This window comes from Collinsella sp. CLA-ER-H2 (genome assembly GCF_040092405.1).
Taxonomy (GTDB): domain Bacteria; phylum Actinomycetota; class Coriobacteriia; order Coriobacteriales; family Coriobacteriaceae; genus Collinsella.
Genome location: NZ_JBBNLO010000008.1, coordinates 39,463 through 55,114 on the forward strand (window position 1 = coordinate 39,463; position 15,652 = coordinate 55,114).

15 protein-coding genes are annotated in these 15,652 nt (G+C 58.6%); 5 read left to right on the forward strand and 10 right to left on the reverse strand.

Going from position 1 to position 15,652, the window contains the following annotated elements; translation table 11 throughout:
* Positions 1 to 223: 223 nt before the first annotated feature.
* The 3 genes from ettA to AAAX59_RS03660 all read right to left on the reverse strand — a co-directional run bounded on the left by ettA (position 224) and on the right by AAAX59_RS03660 (position 3,056).
* Complete coding sequence (gene ettA / locus AAAX59_RS03650; protein WP_349070651.1) at positions 224 to 1,903, reverse strand: energy-dependent translational throttle protein EttA; 1,680 nt, start codon at positions 1,901 to 1,903, stop codon at positions 224 to 226.
* Positions 1,904 to 2,080: 177 nt separating this feature from the next.
* Positions 2,081 to 2,785 carry an SdpI family protein gene (locus AAAX59_RS03655; RefSeq protein ID WP_349070652.1) on the reverse strand — a complete coding sequence of 235 codons (705 nt, stop codon included), beginning with the start codon at positions 2,783 to 2,785 and terminating at the stop codon, positions 2,081 to 2,083.
* A complete protein-coding gene (locus AAAX59_RS03660; protein WP_022094448.1) occupies positions 2,778 to 3,056 on the reverse strand; it encodes an autorepressor SdpR family transcription factor in 279 nt (92 codons plus the stop codon). The genes AAAX59_RS03655 and AAAX59_RS03660 overlap by 8 nt, the downstream gene beginning before the upstream one ends.
* A gap of 298 nt (positions 3,057 to 3,354) precedes the next feature.
* Here AAAX59_RS03660 and AAAX59_RS03665 point away from each other — a divergent pair, with 298 nt between their 5' ends.
* Both AAAX59_RS03665 and AAAX59_RS03670 read left to right on the forward strand, forming a co-directional pair.
* Positions 3,355 to 4,149: a tRNA threonylcarbamoyladenosine dehydratase gene (locus tag AAAX59_RS03665; RefSeq protein WP_117770138.1), complete on the forward strand. Its 795-nt coding sequence runs from the start codon at positions 3,355 to 3,357 to the stop codon at positions 4,147 to 4,149.
* Between the two features lie 14 nt (positions 4,150 to 4,163).
* On the forward strand, positions 4,164 to 4,946 hold the full coding sequence (locus AAAX59_RS03670) for a TatD family hydrolase (protein WP_117770139.1): 783 nt from the start codon (positions 4,164 to 4,166) through the stop codon (positions 4,944 to 4,946).
* Between the two features lie 278 nt (positions 4,947 to 5,224).
* Here AAAX59_RS03670 and AAAX59_RS03675 read toward each other — a convergent pair whose 3' ends face one another.
* The 4 genes from AAAX59_RS03675 to deoC all read right to left on the reverse strand — a co-directional run bounded on the left by AAAX59_RS03675 (position 5,225) and on the right by deoC (position 8,537).
* The gene (locus AAAX59_RS03675) at positions 5,225 to 6,088 is read right to left on the reverse strand and encodes a PfkB family carbohydrate kinase (protein ID WP_349070653.1); all 864 of its coding nucleotides are present in this window, start codon (positions 6,086 to 6,088) and stop codon (positions 5,225 to 5,227) included.
* 59 nt (positions 6,089 to 6,147) lie between these two features.
* Entirely contained in the window at positions 6,148 to 6,807 is a 660-nt protein-coding gene (locus tag AAAX59_RS03680) for an HAD family phosphatase (protein WP_349070655.1), read from the reverse strand.
* A 63-nt stretch (positions 6,808 to 6,870) separates the two neighbouring features.
* Positions 6,871 to 7,713, reverse strand: coding sequence for a Cof-type HAD-IIB family hydrolase (locus tag AAAX59_RS03685; RefSeq protein WP_349070656.1), 843 nt, complete (start codon positions 7,711 to 7,713; stop codon positions 6,871 to 6,873).
* Positions 7,714 to 7,862: 149 nt separating this feature from the next.
* A complete protein-coding gene (gene deoC / locus AAAX59_RS03690; protein WP_117770143.1) occupies positions 7,863 to 8,537 on the reverse strand; it encodes a deoxyribose-phosphate aldolase in 675 nt (224 codons plus the stop codon).
* Positions 8,538 to 9,308: 771 nt separating this feature from the next.
* Between deoC and AAAX59_RS03695 the strand changes: the two genes are divergently transcribed.
* The 3 genes from AAAX59_RS03695 (at position 9,309) to AAAX59_RS03705 (ending at position 12,177) form a co-directional block, all read left to right on the forward strand.
* Positions 9,309 to 10,199: a hypothetical protein gene (locus AAAX59_RS03695; RefSeq protein WP_349070658.1), complete on the forward strand. Its 891-nt coding sequence runs from the start codon at positions 9,309 to 9,311 to the stop codon at positions 10,197 to 10,199.
* 63 nt (positions 10,200 to 10,262) lie between these two features.
* Positions 10,263 to 10,880, forward strand: a complete 618-nt coding sequence (locus AAAX59_RS03700; protein ID WP_022094432.1) for an ATP-dependent Clp protease proteolytic subunit — start codon at positions 10,263 to 10,265, stop codon at positions 10,878 to 10,880.
* The gene (locus AAAX59_RS03705) at positions 10,873 to 12,177 is read left to right on the forward strand and encodes a VirD4-like conjugal transfer protein, CD1115 family (protein ID WP_349070660.1); all 1,305 of its coding nucleotides are present in this window, start codon (positions 10,873 to 10,875) and stop codon (positions 12,175 to 12,177) included. The genes AAAX59_RS03700 and AAAX59_RS03705 overlap by 8 nt, the downstream gene beginning before the upstream one ends.
* Before the next feature lie 141 nt (positions 12,178 to 12,318).
* Here AAAX59_RS03705 and pgi read toward each other — a convergent pair whose 3' ends face one another.
* The 3 genes from pgi to AAAX59_RS03720 all read right to left on the reverse strand — a co-directional run bounded on the left by pgi (position 12,319) and on the right by AAAX59_RS03720 (position 15,490).
* Positions 12,319 to 14,013 (reverse strand): glucose-6-phosphate isomerase, encoded by a 1,695-nt coding sequence (pgi, locus tag AAAX59_RS03710; RefSeq protein ID WP_217749973.1) that lies wholly within the window; start codon positions 14,011 to 14,013, stop codon positions 12,319 to 12,321.
* A 199-nt stretch (positions 14,014 to 14,212) separates the two neighbouring features.
* Positions 14,213 to 14,716 carry an iron-containing alcohol dehydrogenase gene (locus tag AAAX59_RS03715; protein ID WP_349070662.1) on the reverse strand — a complete coding sequence of 168 codons (504 nt, stop codon included), beginning with the start codon at positions 14,714 to 14,716 and terminating at the stop codon, positions 14,213 to 14,215.
* A gap of 162 nt (positions 14,717 to 14,878) precedes the next feature.
* Entirely contained in the window at positions 14,879 to 15,490 is a 612-nt protein-coding gene (locus AAAX59_RS03720) for a phosphatase PAP2 family protein (protein ID WP_349070664.1), read from the reverse strand.
* Between the last annotated feature and the right edge of the window lie 162 nt (positions 15,491 to 15,652).

The following is a 15,652-nucleotide window of genomic DNA, read 5'->3' on the forward strand; positions in this document are numbered from 1 at the left end:
GTAACGTTACAGCACTGGTTATATTTCAATTCGATTTGCTTATGTCCTTGCAACCCAATGCGTCTTTACGTTTTAAACGGAATTAGAAAATCACTCAAAGCAAAAACGAGCTTTAATCCCAAAGAGATGACTTTGATTATGAATCAAACCAGCAGCCCTGACATAGCTGCAATGCAATTGCTACAAGAAAGGCCGCCCTTGCTGGCAGCCTTTCTTCTTGTTGCTAATCGCGCGTCAGCTTGCGGTGAATACGATGCGGCTGGGCTGCGTCCTCGCCCAGGCGCTCGATGCGATTGGCCTGATAGGCCTCGAAGTTGCCCTCGAACCAATACCAGTTGCCCGGATTCTCGTCGGTGCCCTCCCACGCCAGAATGTGCGTGGCGACGCGATCCAGGAACATACGGTCGTGGCTAATAACCACCGAGCAGCCCGGGAACTCGAGCAGCGCCGCCTCGAGCGAAGACAGCGTCTCGACGTCGAGGTCGTTGGTAGGCTCGTCGAGGAGTAGCAGGTTGCCGCCCTGCTTGAGCGTAAGCGCCAAGTTCAGACGGTTGCGCTCGCCACCGGAGAGTACGCCAGCGCGCTTCTGCTGGTCCTGGCCCTTAAAGCCAAAGCTCGCCACGTACGCGCGGCTCGGAACCTCGGTCTCGCCGACCATCATGTGGTCCAGGCCGTCCGAGACGACCTCCCATAGGTTCTTATCGGGGTCGATGCCGGAACGGTTCTGGTCGACATAGGAGATCTTGACGGTCTCACCCACCTCGAGCTCGCCCGAAGTCAGCGGCTCCAGGCCCACGATGGTCTTGAAGAGCGTAGTCTTGCCCACGCCGTTGGGGCCGATGACGCCCACGATGCCGTTGCGCGGCAGGGTAAACGAAAGGTCATCGATGAGCACGCGACCGTCGAACTCCTTGTGCAGATGATGAGCCTCAAGCACCTTATTGCCCAGACGCGGGCCCACAGGGATGCGGATGTCGGTCCAGTCGAGCTTCTGGCTTGCGCGGGCCTCGGCCTCCATCTCCTCGTAGCGAGCCAGACGGGCCTTGTTCTTGGCCTGGCGAGCCTTGGGCGAGCTGCGTACCCACTCGAGTTCGGCCTCCATGCGCTTGGCGAGCTTGGCATCGCGGTTACCCTGAGCCTCGATACGGGCGGCCTTGGTCTCCAGATACGTGGAGTAGTTGCCCTTGTAGGGATAAAGGTGACCGCGGTCGACCTCGCAGATCCACTCGGCAACGTTATCCAAGAAGTAGCGATCGTGCGTGACGGCCAGGACGGCGCCCTGGTAGTTATGCAGGAAGTGCTCGAGCCACAGGATCGACTCGGCGTCCAGGTGGTTCGTGGGCTCATCGAGCAACAGCAGGTCGGGAGCCTCGAGCAGCAGCTTGCACAGGGCCACGCGACGGCGCTCGCCGCCAGAGAGAACGTTAACTGGCATGTCGGAATCGGGCAGCTGCAGGGCGTCCATGGCCTGGCCAAGCTTGGAATCGATATCCCAGCCGTCGGCGGCGTCGATCTCGTCCTGGAGCTTGCCCATCTCGGCCATGAGGGCGTCCATGTCGCAGTCCGGGTCGCACATCTCCTCGCCGATCTTGTTAAAGCGATCGACCTTGGCGATTGTGTCGCCAAACGCCATGCGTACATTCTCAATGACAGTCTTGTCGTCGTCGAGCGGCGGCTCCTGCTGCAGGATACCCACGGTGTAGCCGGGGGTGAGCCTGGCATCGCCGTTGGAGACCTCTTCGATGCCGGCCATAATCTTGAGCAGGGTCGACTTGCCCATACCGTTGGGGCCCACGACGCCGATCTTGGCACCGGGGTAGAAGCTCAGGGTCACGTCGTCAAGGATTACCTTGTCGCCATGGGCCTTGCGAGCCTGATACATCTGGTAGATAAACTCTGCCACAGTCATTTCTCCTTATCCAGCTGCGAAACGTCTTCTGACCTGCCCTTCTGGAAAAGACAGGAAAATAGGTCCGCGCATTCTAATAAAAGGGGGCATGGTTGCCCACACCCCCTAATACTACCTGGGAAAAGTCCCCCGGAACATACTATGAACTGCGTACGCTAGTTTTCCGCAACCTTAGCGAGCGGTTCTCTGCGATTTACGCCACAAAAGATACGAGTAGACATAGGCAGCTCCGGCCGAACCAAACGCCAGAACCGCAATCACCGCGGCGACGACTTCACTCGAAAGTACGCTACCCGCCACGCCCATCACAATCAAACCAACACCCAGCACCATCAAGCAGGCACCGCCAAAGCGCTGCGTACGGCGCCAGTTCTCGGGATCGGCAAGCGCCCAAGGCGTCTTAATACCGAGCGTATAGTTCTGCTTCACACGCGGCAAGTAGTTGCCTGCGCCGATGAGCAGCAAACCGACAGCACCGGAAGTCAGCACGTTGACCGTTCCGACCGCGGGCACAACGCCCCACACCGTAAGCTCTCCCAGCCAGCTTATAGCACACATGAATACCGTGAAAGCAATTACGAAACCCTGGTAGAACTTGCCCGAGGTCCGATACGCCTCGCCCTTGGGGTCAATGCGTGGCACCACGTAGAACATCGCGAGCAACACCAGCGGCAACGCGCCGAGCGCCGATGCCATCCAGCTGGGACCCCAACCGTTAACGGCGCCGCTCGCTCCCCAGTGCGTGGGAATCTGCGCCGGCAGGCTCGGCATCACCATAAGGTGCGCTGCGACGTTGGCGACGCACAGAGCGACCAGCACAATCCACACGCGTGGCGATACCCCCGTGGCGTGAATGCCCTTGTTTTCGTTATTCATCCTTATCACCTTCCGTGTTTGTAAAGCCCATAAACCAACCGATCAAGTCCTGCATGACGGTGGTGTTTAAGCTGTATACGATGTTTTGGCCATGACGTTCGTCGGTCACCAACCCGGCGTTTTTGAGCGTCGCCAAGTGATGGCTCAATGACGGCTTACTGATGTCAAAATGCTCGGCAAGCTCCCCGGCCGTGCAATTGCCCTCGCGCAGAAGTTCCAAAATGCGACGCCGTGTAGGATCGGCCAGCGCTTTAAAACCCTCTCCCGGCATAAGACCTCCTCTCATCATCTCTCATGACGCGCACACTATACTCGATATTTAGATGTTTGTCTAACTATCTAATCTTGTACTCAAAAAATAGCCGCCTCCGCGTAATGCGAAGACGGCCACTTCTCACGCTACAAACGTGTTTTAGAGTTGGCCAACCCGCTGCAACGGGTGCCATCTGCTTCAATCTTATGCGAACCCCGATCCCATTTCAACAAGCCCAAGGGCTCAAATGGAATCGCGATAACACCTATAATGGCGATAGCTAAAACACGATTCGCTTCCCCATCGGAGGATGTCTATGACCGAAACCGCTGCCGCTCTCGTCGAGACACGCGACACCAAGCTCGAGATCATCATGGGCCGCGAGGCACTCGATAAGCTCGCCGATGCTACGGTGCTGGTGCTCGGCTGCGGAGGCGTGGGCTCCAACTGCTGCGAGGCACTCGCCCGCGGCGGCATCGGTCATTTCGTCATTCTGGACAAGGACATCATCGCGCCCAGCAATATCAATCGCCAGGCCATCGCCTTTCACAGCACCATCGGCAAGCGCAAAGTGGACGTGATGGATGCCATGATTCGCGATATCAATCCCGCCGCCACCGTTATCAAGCGCACCGAATACCTGCTGAGCGACAACATCGACGAGTTCTTCGCGAGCGTTTTGGAGCAGACGGGTGGCAAGCTCGACTACGTCGTCGACGCCATCGACACCATCTCGGCCAAGCTTACCATTGCCAAATATGCTCAGGACCACGGCATTCGTTTGGTTAGCTCCATGGGCGGGGCCAACAAGCTCCATCCCGAGTGCCTCCGCTTTGCCGACATTTTCGATACGGTACGTGACCCCATGAGCCGCATCATGCGCAAAGAATGTAAGAAGCGCGGCATCAAGAGCCTACATGTACTGTTTAGCTGCGAGGAATCGGTTAAGACACAGCCCCGCGACCCTTCCAATATCCACGAGCGCACCGAGTTGGGCACCGCCAGTTTTATGCCGCCCATCATGGGTCAGATGATCGCCGGCGAGGTTATCCGCCAGATCAGCGGGCGCGGCACCGAGCGCGTACGCGCCGACGGCCAACGCCTGGACTAGCAGGATGTCCTGCGATGGAACCGCAATTCTTTGACACGCATTGTCATCTTGATTTGATGCTCGGCCCCGATGCTGCAGCCAGTGAGTCGGCGGCGTCGGGTCTGGGGCTCTTTGACTGCGGGGTCGACCCACGCGACTTTTCGGCCGCAAACGAGCGCGCCCGTCGCCTACCAGGCGTCATCGCTGGCGTTGGGCTCCACCCCTGGTGGCTCGCCGACGGCCGCTGCGGTCCTGCCGAAGTCGATCTGCTTTGCGAAGTTGCTGCCCAAGAGCGCTACATCGGCGAGGTGGGACTCGACTTTTCCGCACGCTTTGCCGGAAGTGAGCCGCTACAAATACAGGCATTTGACCGGCTCTGCGATACACTCGTGCAGCATCCTCTTACCGGGCGCGTGATATCAATTCACGCCGTTCGTTCGGCAGGAGCCGTACTGGACGTCCTCGAATCGCATGGACTACTCATCCCAAACCCCGACTCCCCCGTTATCATCTTCCACTGGTTTAGCGGCACTTCGGACGAACTCGTCCGCGCGCGTGATGCGGACTGTTATTTTTCCGTCAACGAACGCATGCTCGCGTCTAAACGAGGACGCGAATACGCACGACAGATTCCACTCGATCGTTTACTGCTCGAGACTGATGCACCAGCGGAGGCAAACACAGAAACAAGCGCGCAGTCGCTCATCAAATCGCTCACAAGGACCTCGATGCGCATTGCCTCACTCAAAAACTGTGACGCTAAGCACATTGAGTCGGCAGTTTTAGCAAATGCGCGCTCTGTATTTGACCTTCGCTAACCCCTGTGGGCAAAAAATGTCAAATATGAGTACTGTTGCAAATCCAGTAACATTATTTTACGGCAAAATAGTGCCTTGATAATGTACAGCCATCCATTATCAAGGCACTTTAAGGTGGTTAAAGTCATTTTTAGCAGGTTTTAATCGCTCGCAGACACCCAACTAGGCCCTCAAAAGCTTAATTTCGCTGTTACTAAATTAGTGACAGTACTCATATTTAGCATTTTTTGTCCATGGAGTCCCGGGGGGCGACAATTCGACTCCCCGGGACTGCTCACCTATTCGGAAATCGGCACTCCATGGCCCCAGGAGCCTTCCATGCCGCATACGGTCGAAGCAAACCCCGCCGCAAAGTCGAGTGCACGCTCGATGGCCTCGGCACCATCCTCGCCACGCTTGACGGAATCGAGGTAACACATCAGGAACGAAGTCAGGAATGAGTCGCCCGCACCCATGGTGTCCTTCATATCCGTTACCGGCTTAGCCAGTTGGCGGTAATAACGATCGCCATCATAGGCAATGCGGCCCTCAGCGCCAGCCGTTGCCGATACGAAACGCGGACCTAGGCTCCTCACCCATGCCAGACGCTCGCGAATCTCATCCTCACTCGCGGCGTCTGCCGCGCTAAAGAACGCGAAGTCAACGTAGGGAGCAATCTGCTCGTAGTACTCGTCGGTCGAATCGTCCGAGAAGTCAAACGAAACCGTGATGCCCGCGGCCTTCAACTTGGGAAGTTCACGCTCGGTAAAGCAATAGTTGCCCGAGTGGACTACGTCGAACTGCTTCACGTACGCAAGGTCAAAGCGATCGAGCACATAGCGCGCATCACCACGGATGCCGCCCTCATTGGAGCCAAGGAAAACACGGTCGCCGTTAACGACGGTCACGCGTGCCGCACCGTTCTCGCCGATGAGCTGCTTGCACTTGGCAAGCTCAACGTCCTCATCCTCAAGACTCGCAATCACATGCTCAGCAGCAGCGTCATTACCAAAGATGCCCATATACGCAGAGCGTGCGGCACCGCATTTCTTGGCATACACGGCAAAGTTCACCGCATTGCCACCCGGATACATCGTGCGAATATGCTCGTAGCGGTCGACGACGTTGTCGCCAAACCCCAGTGCGCTCACGTTAAATGCCATAGCGCGCCCCTCTCTTATGCCAACGGAACCACTGTTGTGACAGCAGTACCGCCCAGGATCTACGCGAATTCCAGTAGCTCCGGCAGCTGGTCGATAATCTTGTCCGCGGCATCCTGGCTAAAGCCAAAGCGCTCCTCGCGCTTGGCAATGACTGTCAGGCCGGCTCGCTTGCCGGCAGTGATGCCAGGCACCGAATCCTCAACGCAGCAGCAGCGATTCGCGGGCAGCCCCAGCAGGTCCAGCGCATGCAGGTAGATGTCGGGCTCGGGCTTGCTCTCCTTAAACTGCTCGCCGCTCACCACATACTCAAAGGCATCCGACAGCCCGCATGCGTTGAGCACTTCCTCGATGCTATCCATGGGAGACGAGCTGGCAAGCGCCACGCGAACGCCGCGGCGCGGCAGCTCTCGAATCGTATCCACGGCGCCTGGGTTAATCAAAGCCTGATAGTCGCGCGGACGCTCATGCGCCCACTCGTCCCAACGGGCCAACGCTTCCTCGCCAGTGAAATGCCCCTTACCGGCGCGCTCAAACCAATCGACCAACATATGCAGGAAGAACTGATGCGAGGTACCGACCTGCCCATTCAACTCCTCTTGAGTCAGGTTAAGCCCAAGCTCCTTGGCAAACGCGGCAGTCTCGCCCAGGTAGTAATACTCGGTATCGACAATGACGCCGTCCATGTCAAAGATAACGGCGTCGAACGGAAATGCGGACACGGCACCCTCCCTAACAAAAGGGCGCCTGTAAGCAGGCGCCCGAACCATGCATTATCGGCGATTCTAACGCAGCAGCTTATCCAGCGCCACCGCAATACCGTCTTCATTGTTATTGGCGGTCACCATCTGGGCCACGGCCTTAACCTCGTCAACCGCGTTGCCCATGGCAACACCGGTGCCGGCCCACTCAATCATGGACTTGTCGTTCTGGCCGTCGCCAAACGATACAACCTCACTGGCATCGATGCCGAGCTTGGGCAGGGCACCCTCGAGCGCACGGGCCTTGTCGATACCGGGCGCCGTGTACTCAAAGTACCAGTCGGCCGTAAACATGCCCGAAAGCGTCTGCTTAAAGGGCGCATACATCTCCTCGTAATGCGCCTGCAGGTAGGCCGGATCGCCCGCCGTCAGCAGCTTGTCCACGGGATAAGCATCAGCGACCTCATGCAGGCTCTCGACCTCGCGGATCTTAAGATCGCACGCATCGCGCTCGTATTTGACGATGTTTTTCTGCGAGCCGTCAGGCAGCGTGATCATGCAGCGGTACGAGTCCTCAACGTGCAAATCGCGACCGAGCGAAATCATAGGGATCACGTCAAAATTACGCAGGTGATCAATCAGGCGATGCAATTCGTCGGCAGGCATAGCCTGATCGAACAGCACCTCGTCGGTCTGGGCATCGACGACGTGTGCGCCGTTAAAGGCCACCAGCAGACCGTCATGGTTTTGAAGGTCGAGCTCTTGTGCCAAGGCCTGCAGCCCCCATGCGGGACGGCCCGAAGCCAAAATGAGCTTAATGCCCGACTCCTGCGCCGCGAGCAGCTTCTCGCGCGTACGCGGGCTAATCACTTTCTGATCGTTGGTGAGCGTACCGTCGATATCCATCGCGATGGCTTTGATTGCCATATATGCCTCCCTGTCATTGAACAACCTTGTCTGAGCCATCATACAGAACACCCATCGCGACTCCGTTTACAACGGGCAAAAAGTCATATTGTCTCGAACATGAACAGCGTGTGGTCGTGAAGCTTTATCGCTCAGGTCAAATACGTCTGCTAGCGACGCTCATCCGTCGGTGCGCCCTCGACGATCGCGATGCCCGCCGATGCACCTAACGCGCTGGCGCCGGCCTCGATGAATGCGCAGGCCTCTTCGTAATTATGGATACCGCCCGCCGCCTTGATTGCCACGGCATCGCCGAGCACCTCGTGCATCAGCCGCACGTCCTCGAGCTTAGCACCGCCAAAGCTTCTGCCGGTCGATGTCTTAAGGAATCCCGGCTTGGCCTCCAGCGCGATCTCGCATACACGGCGCTTGGCGGCGTCGTCGCCGTCCAGCTTGCACATCTCGACGATTACCTTGTCAGTGATGCCATGCGCGCGACAAAAATCAGCAATGGTAGTCATCTCGCGCTCGATGGCATCAAAATCGCGGTTCTCGATCGACCTCTGATTCAAAACGTAGTCAATCTCGGTAAAGCCACACGCAGCGTATTCCTCAAACCTCGCAAGCTTCTCCTCAAGCGCCATAGTGCCCTGGGGAAAGTCGATAGCGCCGGCAAGGATGATGTCAGAGTCCTCGAGCATGGCGCGGCCCGTCTCGTACTCCTGCAGGTTCGCAAATACGCAGCGAAAGTTGTACTTTAACGCCTTCTCGACATATTGCTCAAACGTGTCCTCGGGGGCATCGATATAGTCGATGTATTTGTTGATGGGTTTGGCAAGCGTCATGCTGGGCCTCCTTGTTCAGGACTGACAACCGATTCGTGGTTTCACGCGAAAAACCACGTTCAATGTACGCCCGACATACAAGGACAGCGTCCGCATTCCGACAAGTGGTATGAAATTAGCTGTAAACGTATATTTACAGACAGCGAATGGCACCGCACGCGGATGCCGACAGCAAGACATCCCCCCTCAATACACCCTCACGCCCATTTAAATAGCAAGGGGCCCGTATCTGTTGGGATGCGGGCCCCTTTCGGCCATGACCTATCTCAGCAACAAAGACTACTTGCGGCGAGCGCGGTAGAACTCGATCGCACTATCTTATCCGAGCCGGGGCACGTTCGCACAGCGCGCGTATGACGGTTGCAAAACCACCCCATTTGAAACAAAGACAAAAAAGTACTTGCAAAGACGCGTTCTGACATATAAGTTGATAAAAGACCGCCGTTGCGGTTTTAAGTAGATCGAGCATATGAAGTTTGAGTTTTAGCGTGTAAGAGAAGGAAGATCGGCAAAGTACAACCCCAAACGCAATGACAACTTAATGAGGTAACTGCCATATGTGAGGCACCCAGGGCATTGCTGTCTCGATTTTGAGCACGATGCCTTCCGCCTTGCATGGGCCGTTCCATCCCGCCCCTGCAGCAACTGCCTCACGGGCTCATTGAAAACCGCATAGCACCCCAACGTCAGCACATCACCCACGGTAAGCGCATCACTCACGACAACCAGCACATCAACAAACAGCACGAACATCAACCGATTGGAGAAGCTATGACAAACCACCACGCTGAAGACGGCGATAAGAAAAGCATTCTGGATGCCCGCATTGAGCGAGCATATGCAAACGAATATGACGCCGCCTTTGCCGCCGCGACCATCAAGAACTACGCGTCGCTACCGCTCGCGACGATCTTGGCCGACCACCCTCAACTGCTGAAGCGCTGCACAAAGATCATGGGCGACCCCGACATTCGCAAGCTGACAGACCCCTATGCCCCAAAACGCGACAACGATTCGTACGTTCTTACCGTAGGCTGCCTAGCCCATATGCTTACGGCGCTCGACACGAAACTCAAGCTCGAATGGGAACCCGACGAGCGTCATGAACTCGAAAGCAAGCGGAACACCCTGCGCACCGCACTGTTCCTTCCGTTGGACGGCCTCAAGCGCTGCAACGTCGAGCTCAATACACAGGCGCGGCAAAAGCCCGGGACCACGGGGCAGAAAACTCCAAGACCCCATGTGGCCATCGTCGACCGCAACCGATATAACCGCATGACCGCGCGCTTTTCCGCCGAGGGAGCAGCCATAAGGACGCTGATCGACCTGCTGTGCCTCCTGAGCATCAACGAGCTATTTGAGGGCTATCTCGCCCTTGTTCCTGCGACGGCACCCAAGTCGGTAGCAAAGATCATCGAGACCTGCAGACGCCAGTTTGAGCGCCATCGCAATGGCAGCGAGATGAACGCCAGCATCGCGCAGTACTACGCGGCTCATTACAAAAATGACGGATGTGCCCCTATCGAGCATCAGCTGCGGCTCGCCTACACCACGCCCGTCGCAACGCTCCATCGCTTTGGAGCCCTTGGCGCTTGCGAGCCGCACGGACAGGCAGCCTGCCCCACAACCGAGCTCGATCTCAGGCTCGGACGAACCCTGTAGCCCGCCAGCCCCTCCGCGGGCAACAATCCTATTCCACAACACAACCAACAGAAAGGAGTCCTCATGGACACCAATCATTCCCCCATCATCAGCCCCCTCACCATGCGTGAATCCGCCCGAGGTATCACGCTCACCAGCATTTACGATGAGATGCTCGCCCGTCGCGAGCTCTCCGTCATGGGAAACATCGAAACCCCGATGGCCCACGACCTATGCCAGCAGATCCGCCTGCTCGATGCCACCGACCCCAGCCGCCCCATCACCATATTTGTCGCCAGCGCCGGCGGAAGCGTGCGATCGGGTCTTGCGATCTATGACGCCATGCGCCTCGCATCGTGCCCCATCCGCACCGTCTGCCTGGAATTCGCCGCGTCCATGGGCGCTGTGATCTTTATGGGCGGCGACGATCGCCGTATGGCGCCCCATGCAGAGCTCATGATTCACGACCCACTGATCCCCCAGGGGGCAGGCGGCTCGGCACTTGCGCTGCAGGAAACCAGCCGGCGTCTCATGCAGACCCGCAAGACCCTCACGCAAATCCTCTCGGACCGCAGCGGCCTCACGCCCAAGCGCATCCAGTCCCTCACTGCAAAAGACACCTACCTTTCGGCCGAGCGCGCCGTCGAGCTCGGCTTTGCCCACGAAATCCTCTCGACCACCAAGGAGGTCGCCCATGTCTAACCTCACCAGCCGCCTCGCCGCATCTGAGTCCGCATCGTCCACCATCCTCGCCAAGGATCGAACGCTTTCCTGCGACACCCGCCAAACGGGACTCAACAACAACGCACTTGTGATCGGCCCCTCGGGAGCCGGCAAGACCCGAAACGTCCTCAAGCCCAACCTGCTGCAAATGAACGCAAGCTACATCGTGCTCGATACCAAAGGCACGCTCTGTCGCGAAGTGGGACCCGTGCTGGCAGCCCACGGTTACCGCGTGCAATGTCTCAACTTCGCCGACCTCAACACCGTCCCGGCCCTTGCGCCCGGCATCGAGCGCTGCGGCTACAACCCCCTGAGGCACATTCGCCGCAAGGCGGACGGCAGGCCCAACCAGCAGGACATCCTCTCGGTGGCAAAGGCCATCTGCCCCATCGAGGACAACAACCAGCCTTTTTGGGATCATGCGGCGGCAAACCTGCTGTCGTGTCTTATCGCCTACGTCACCGAACAGCTACCCGCCGACGAGCAGACGATCAGCTCGGTCATCAAGCTAATCGAGCACCTGCAGGACGGTGCCACGGGTCGATTGTTTGACGACCTGATCACGACCGACCCCCAAAGCTATGCCCTCTCGCTATGGCGGCGCTACGCCATTACGCAAAATGCCGAGCGCATGCACGCGAGCATCGTCGGCATCCTTGCCGAAAAGGTCATGTGTCTGGGATTCGACGGTGCGGCACAGCTCTATCGTGAGTGCCATCAGGTGGACTTCGCTTCCATGGGACACACCCCCTGCGCCCTGTTTGTAACCGTGAGCGATATTGACCGCAATCTCGATCCGCTGACCGGCCTCTTTATTTCGCAGGCGTTTATGGGCCTCATTCGCGAAGCCGATAGGCAGCCCGACGGCAGCCTGCCCGTACCCGTGCGCTTTATGCTCGATGACTTCGCAAATCTGCAGATCCCCCAGATCGACAACGTGCTCTCGATTATCCGAAGCCGCAACATCTGGGCAACGCTGTTGCTGCAGTCGACCAACCAGCTCGATGCGCTCTATGGCGAGGCACGCGCACGCTCCATCATGGGCAACTGCGACACGCATCTGGTGCTGGCGTTCCAGGATCCCGAGAGTGCCCGGGTGTTTTCCGACCGCGCCGACGCGCTGCCCAGCACGCTCATGGCGACGCCGATCGATCGCTCGTGGCTCTTTGTGCGCGGCCACACTCCCGAACAGGTCGAGCGCTTTAGGCTCGAAGACCATCCGCTCTACGGGGAGCTGCCCGAGGCGCAGCGAGACCATGCGGAGGCCGAGATCTAGGCGCAGGGTTCTCGCGGCGCGCGGCGCCCCGGCGATGTTCCACAAAGGCCGTGCGCCCCGGGACTACGGCAAAGCAAAGGGGCCCGCATCCGATAGGATACGGGCCCCTGACTATAAGGCGCGATGCGTTAACAGCAGCGACTACTTACGATGCGCGCGATAGAACTCGATGAGCGCCTGGGTCGAAGCGTCCTGCTCGGCCTTGGCGGCGTCATCGTGGAAGGCAGGGGTGATCTGCTTGGCAAGCTGCTTGCCCAGCTCGACGCCCCACTGGTCGTAGGAGTCGATGCCCCAGACCGTGCCCTCGACAAACGTGATGTGCTCGTACAGTGCGATGAGCTCGCCGAGTGCGAACGGGGTCAGCGTGTCGCCAAAGATCGAGGTCGTCGGACGGTTACCCTCAAAGCAGCGGGCCGGGACGATCTGCTCGGGCGTGCCCTCGGCACGAACCTCGTCGGCCGTCTTACCAAAGGCGAGCGCCTTGGTCTGGGCCAGGAAGTTGCCCAGGAACAGCTCATGCACATCCTGACCGCTATCGGTCGCAGGGTTGGCGGTATTGGCGAAGGCGATGAAGTCGGCCGGAACCACCACAGTGCCCTGGTGCAGCAGCTGGTAGAAGGCATGCTGGCCGTTGGTGCCGGGCTCGCCCCAGAAAATCTCGCCGGTATCGGAGGTCACAGCGCTGCCGTCCCAGCGGACGTGCTTGCCGTTGGACTCCATGGTGAGCTGCTGCAGGTAGGCCGGGAAGCGGTGCAGATACTGGCAGTACGGAAGCACGGCGTGGCTCTTGGAGCCGAAGAAGTTGACGTACCAGACGTTGAGCAGGCCCATCAGCGCGACGGCGTTGTTCTCGAGCGGCGTGTTGCAGAAGTACTCGTCGATGGCGTGGAAGCCCTCGAGGAACTGCTGGAAGCGCTCGGGGCCGAGCACGACAATCAGCGACAGGCCCACGGCGGAGTCGACGGAGTAGCGGCCGCCGACCCAGTTCCAGAAGCCGAAGGCGTTGGCGGGGTCGATACCAAAGGCCTCGACCTTCTCGAGTGCGGTGGAAACGGCGACGAAGTGCTTTGCCACGGCCTCGGCGTTCTGCTCATCGGAGCCATCGATGGCACCCTGAGCCTTGAGCTGCTCGAGCATCCAGGTCTTGACCTCGCGGGCGTTGGTGAGGGTCTCGAGCGTGGTGAAAGTCTTGGAGACGATGATCACGAGCGTGGTCTCAGGATCGAGGCCTTTGAGCTTCTCGGCCTGATCGTTGGGGTCGATGTTGGAGATGTAGCGGCAGTCGATACCGGCGTCGGCGTAGGGACGCAGGGCCTCGTAGGCCATGACCGGGCCCAGATCGGAGCCACCGATGCCGATGGACACCAGGTGCTCGATCTTCTTGCCGGTAACGCCCTTCCACTCACCGGAGCGCACGCGCTCGGCGAAGGCATACATGCGGTCGAGGACCTCGTGCACGTCGGCGACGACATCCTGGCCGTCAACGATGAGCTGGCCCTTCTCGCTTGCCGGACGGCGAAGCGCGGTGTGCAGAACAGCGCGGTCCTCGGTGGTGTTGATGTGCTCGCCGGAGAACATGGCGTCGCGGCGCTCCTCGAGCTTCACCTCGCGGGCAAGATCGCACAGCAGCTTGACGGTCTCATCGGTCACCAGGTTCTTGGACAGGTCAAAGTGCAGGTCACCAGCGTCAAAGCTCAGCTTGTTCACACGCTCGGGATCGGCAGCGAACCAGGCCTTGAGGTCGATGCCCTCGGCCTCGAGCTTCTCCTGATGGGCCTCGAGCGCCTTCCAAGCGGCGGTCGACGTAGCGTCGATAGGTGCGGCAACAGTTGCCATAAAGTCCTCCTCAGCATACGGGCGCATACCTCCATGCGCCCGGATAATCAGATGCCCCTATTCTAGCGCAGGTCAAGACTACAATCAGCGAGCGTTGCCAATCCGCCCCCAAACGGCGACCCGCCAAAAAGGGACAGGTTTATTTTGGCAGGTCAAACGCTTTACCTACCATAATTAACCTGTCCCTTCCTGGCAGGTACTAGGCCGCGGCGCAGACGCTACCGAGCAACTCTCGCAGAGGAGACCCAATGCCCTCAAGCAGTTCGGGAGCGATAATGGCAAAAACGGGAACCTCGCCGGCTCCCACGACGGCAGGCACTTTGCCCTCCGAGACAATACATCCATAAGGGACAAAACCGTCTTCGCCGGCATCGAGCACCGCCATTCGACGCGCGAGTTCGCGCGCAAAGCCGGCAGTATCGGCATCGCCAATCGCCAGGACAAAGTCCACGCCTTCGTCGGTCACCAGGGCCACGGCTTCGTCGATCAGCTCGTCTCCCCCGTCGCTCTCAACCGAGTCGCAGCGAAAAAGCACGCGTTCGAGCAGGGCGCGATCAAGCGAGCCGAGTGCCGCCGAGACAAGCTCATCGCGCGTATGCTTGTCGCCGCCCAGCACGACCAGCGCCTTGGTGCCACCGTAGTGAGCGACCAATCGCCCGCACCAGCGAGCCACGTCTCCATCCGCAACAAGGCGCGTCGGCATACCAAACCCATAGTTGACCATTGTCCCCACAACCCTTCCGTGCTTTATGGTGGTATCGATCGTTAGGCTCATGCTACAAAGCGAGCTTTTCCGAGCTGTTTCGCGCTCTTTAGGGCTGCGTTAAAATCAGATTCGATCCGACATGGCGTCCAGTTGCGACAATTAGGCGGTCAAAATCCAAGGGCCAAGACGCACGAACAGGATGAGCCAGACAAAAGACAGGCAAAACCCGCCCAGCACATCCGAAACGTAGTGCACGCCCAGATAGACACGGCTGACACCCACCGCAAGGATGACGCACGCAAGTGCAACCTCGATGGCGGCGCCGAACGGAAGGCCACACACGCCACACCGCACCAACCATAGGCCATAGCCATAAAACGCCATGGCCGCCATCGAGTGGCCCGAGGGGAAGCTCAGCCCCGGTGCCTCGACAAGCCGAAATCCCTGTGGACGAGGTCGACGCACAAGTACCTTTAACAGCTGGTCGATTGCGCTGATAGCACCGACATTGAAGGCGGCCCAGACAACATGGGCCCAATTGGGCGCCCACAGCATCGCCGCGGCTAGCACACCGACGACAAACGGCAGCGACGCCAAACTCGAGGCGGCTTTCATCGCGGCCGTCAACACCGGCGACCGAAGCCTCTCGACAAGCAGCAAGTATCCCACCTCATCGATTCTTATAGCCCGTCCTTTGAGGACCTTGATCAGCAGGTAAACAAAGATCGCAAGGCACAGCACGAACAGTATCAAAAGTGCAAGATCACCCATACCTATGGTCATCCATACCCCCTCAGCGTATTTAACACATTAAGGCTACCGACCCACCGTAAGCACTCGGTAAACCGACCAAAAAAACCTGTCCCTTTTTGGTAGGTTTTGACGGTGTCCGGTCGAGCGGGTATTATCGAACAGGTATTCGATAAGAACATG

Excerpts from the sequence above, each read along its gene's own strand:
- AAAX59_RS03655 (WP_349070652.1), bottom strand. The coding sequence starts at position 2,785 with ATGAATAACGAAAACAAGGGCATTCACGCCACGGGGGTATCGCCACGC.
- deoC (WP_117770143.1), bottom strand. The coding sequence starts at position 8,537 with ATGACGCTTGCCAAACCCATCAACAAATACATCGACTATATCGATGCC.
- AAAX59_RS03700 (WP_022094432.1), top strand. The coding sequence starts at position 10,263 with ATGGACACCAATCATTCCCCCATCATCAGCCCCCTCACCATGCGTGAA.
- AAAX59_RS03695 (WP_349070658.1), top strand. The coding sequence starts at position 9,309 with ATGACAAACCACCACGCTGAAGACGGCGATAAGAAAAGCATTCTGGAT.
- AAAX59_RS03685 (WP_349070656.1), bottom strand. The coding sequence starts at position 7,713 with ATGGCAATCAAAGCCATCGCGATGGATATCGACGGTACGCTCACCAAC.
- AAAX59_RS03720 (WP_349070664.1), bottom strand. The coding sequence starts at position 15,490 with ATGGGTGATCTTGCACTTTTGATACTGTTCGTGCTGTGCCTTGCGATC.
- pgi (WP_217749973.1), bottom strand. The coding sequence starts at position 14,013 with ATGGCAACTGTTGCCGCACCTATCGACGCTACGTCGACCGCCGCTTGG.
- AAAX59_RS03715 (WP_349070662.1), bottom strand. The coding sequence starts at position 14,716 with ATGCCGACGCGCCTTGTTGCGGATGGAGACGTGGCTCGCTGGTGCGGG.
- AAAX59_RS03665 (WP_117770138.1), top strand. The coding sequence starts at position 3,355 with ATGACCGAAACCGCTGCCGCTCTCGTCGAGACACGCGACACCAAGCTC.
- AAAX59_RS03660 (WP_022094448.1), bottom strand. The coding sequence starts at position 3,056 with ATGCCGGGAGAGGGTTTTAAAGCGCTGGCCGATCCTACACGGCGTCGC.
- AAAX59_RS03705 (WP_349070660.1), top strand. The coding sequence starts at position 10,873 with ATGTCTAACCTCACCAGCCGCCTCGCCGCATCTGAGTCCGCATCGTCC.
- AAAX59_RS03670 (WP_117770139.1), top strand. The coding sequence starts at position 4,164 with ATGGAACCGCAATTCTTTGACACGCATTGTCATCTTGATTTGATGCTC.
- AAAX59_RS03675 (WP_349070653.1), bottom strand. The coding sequence starts at position 6,088 with ATGGCATTTAACGTGAGCGCACTGGGGTTTGGCGACAACGTCGTCGAC.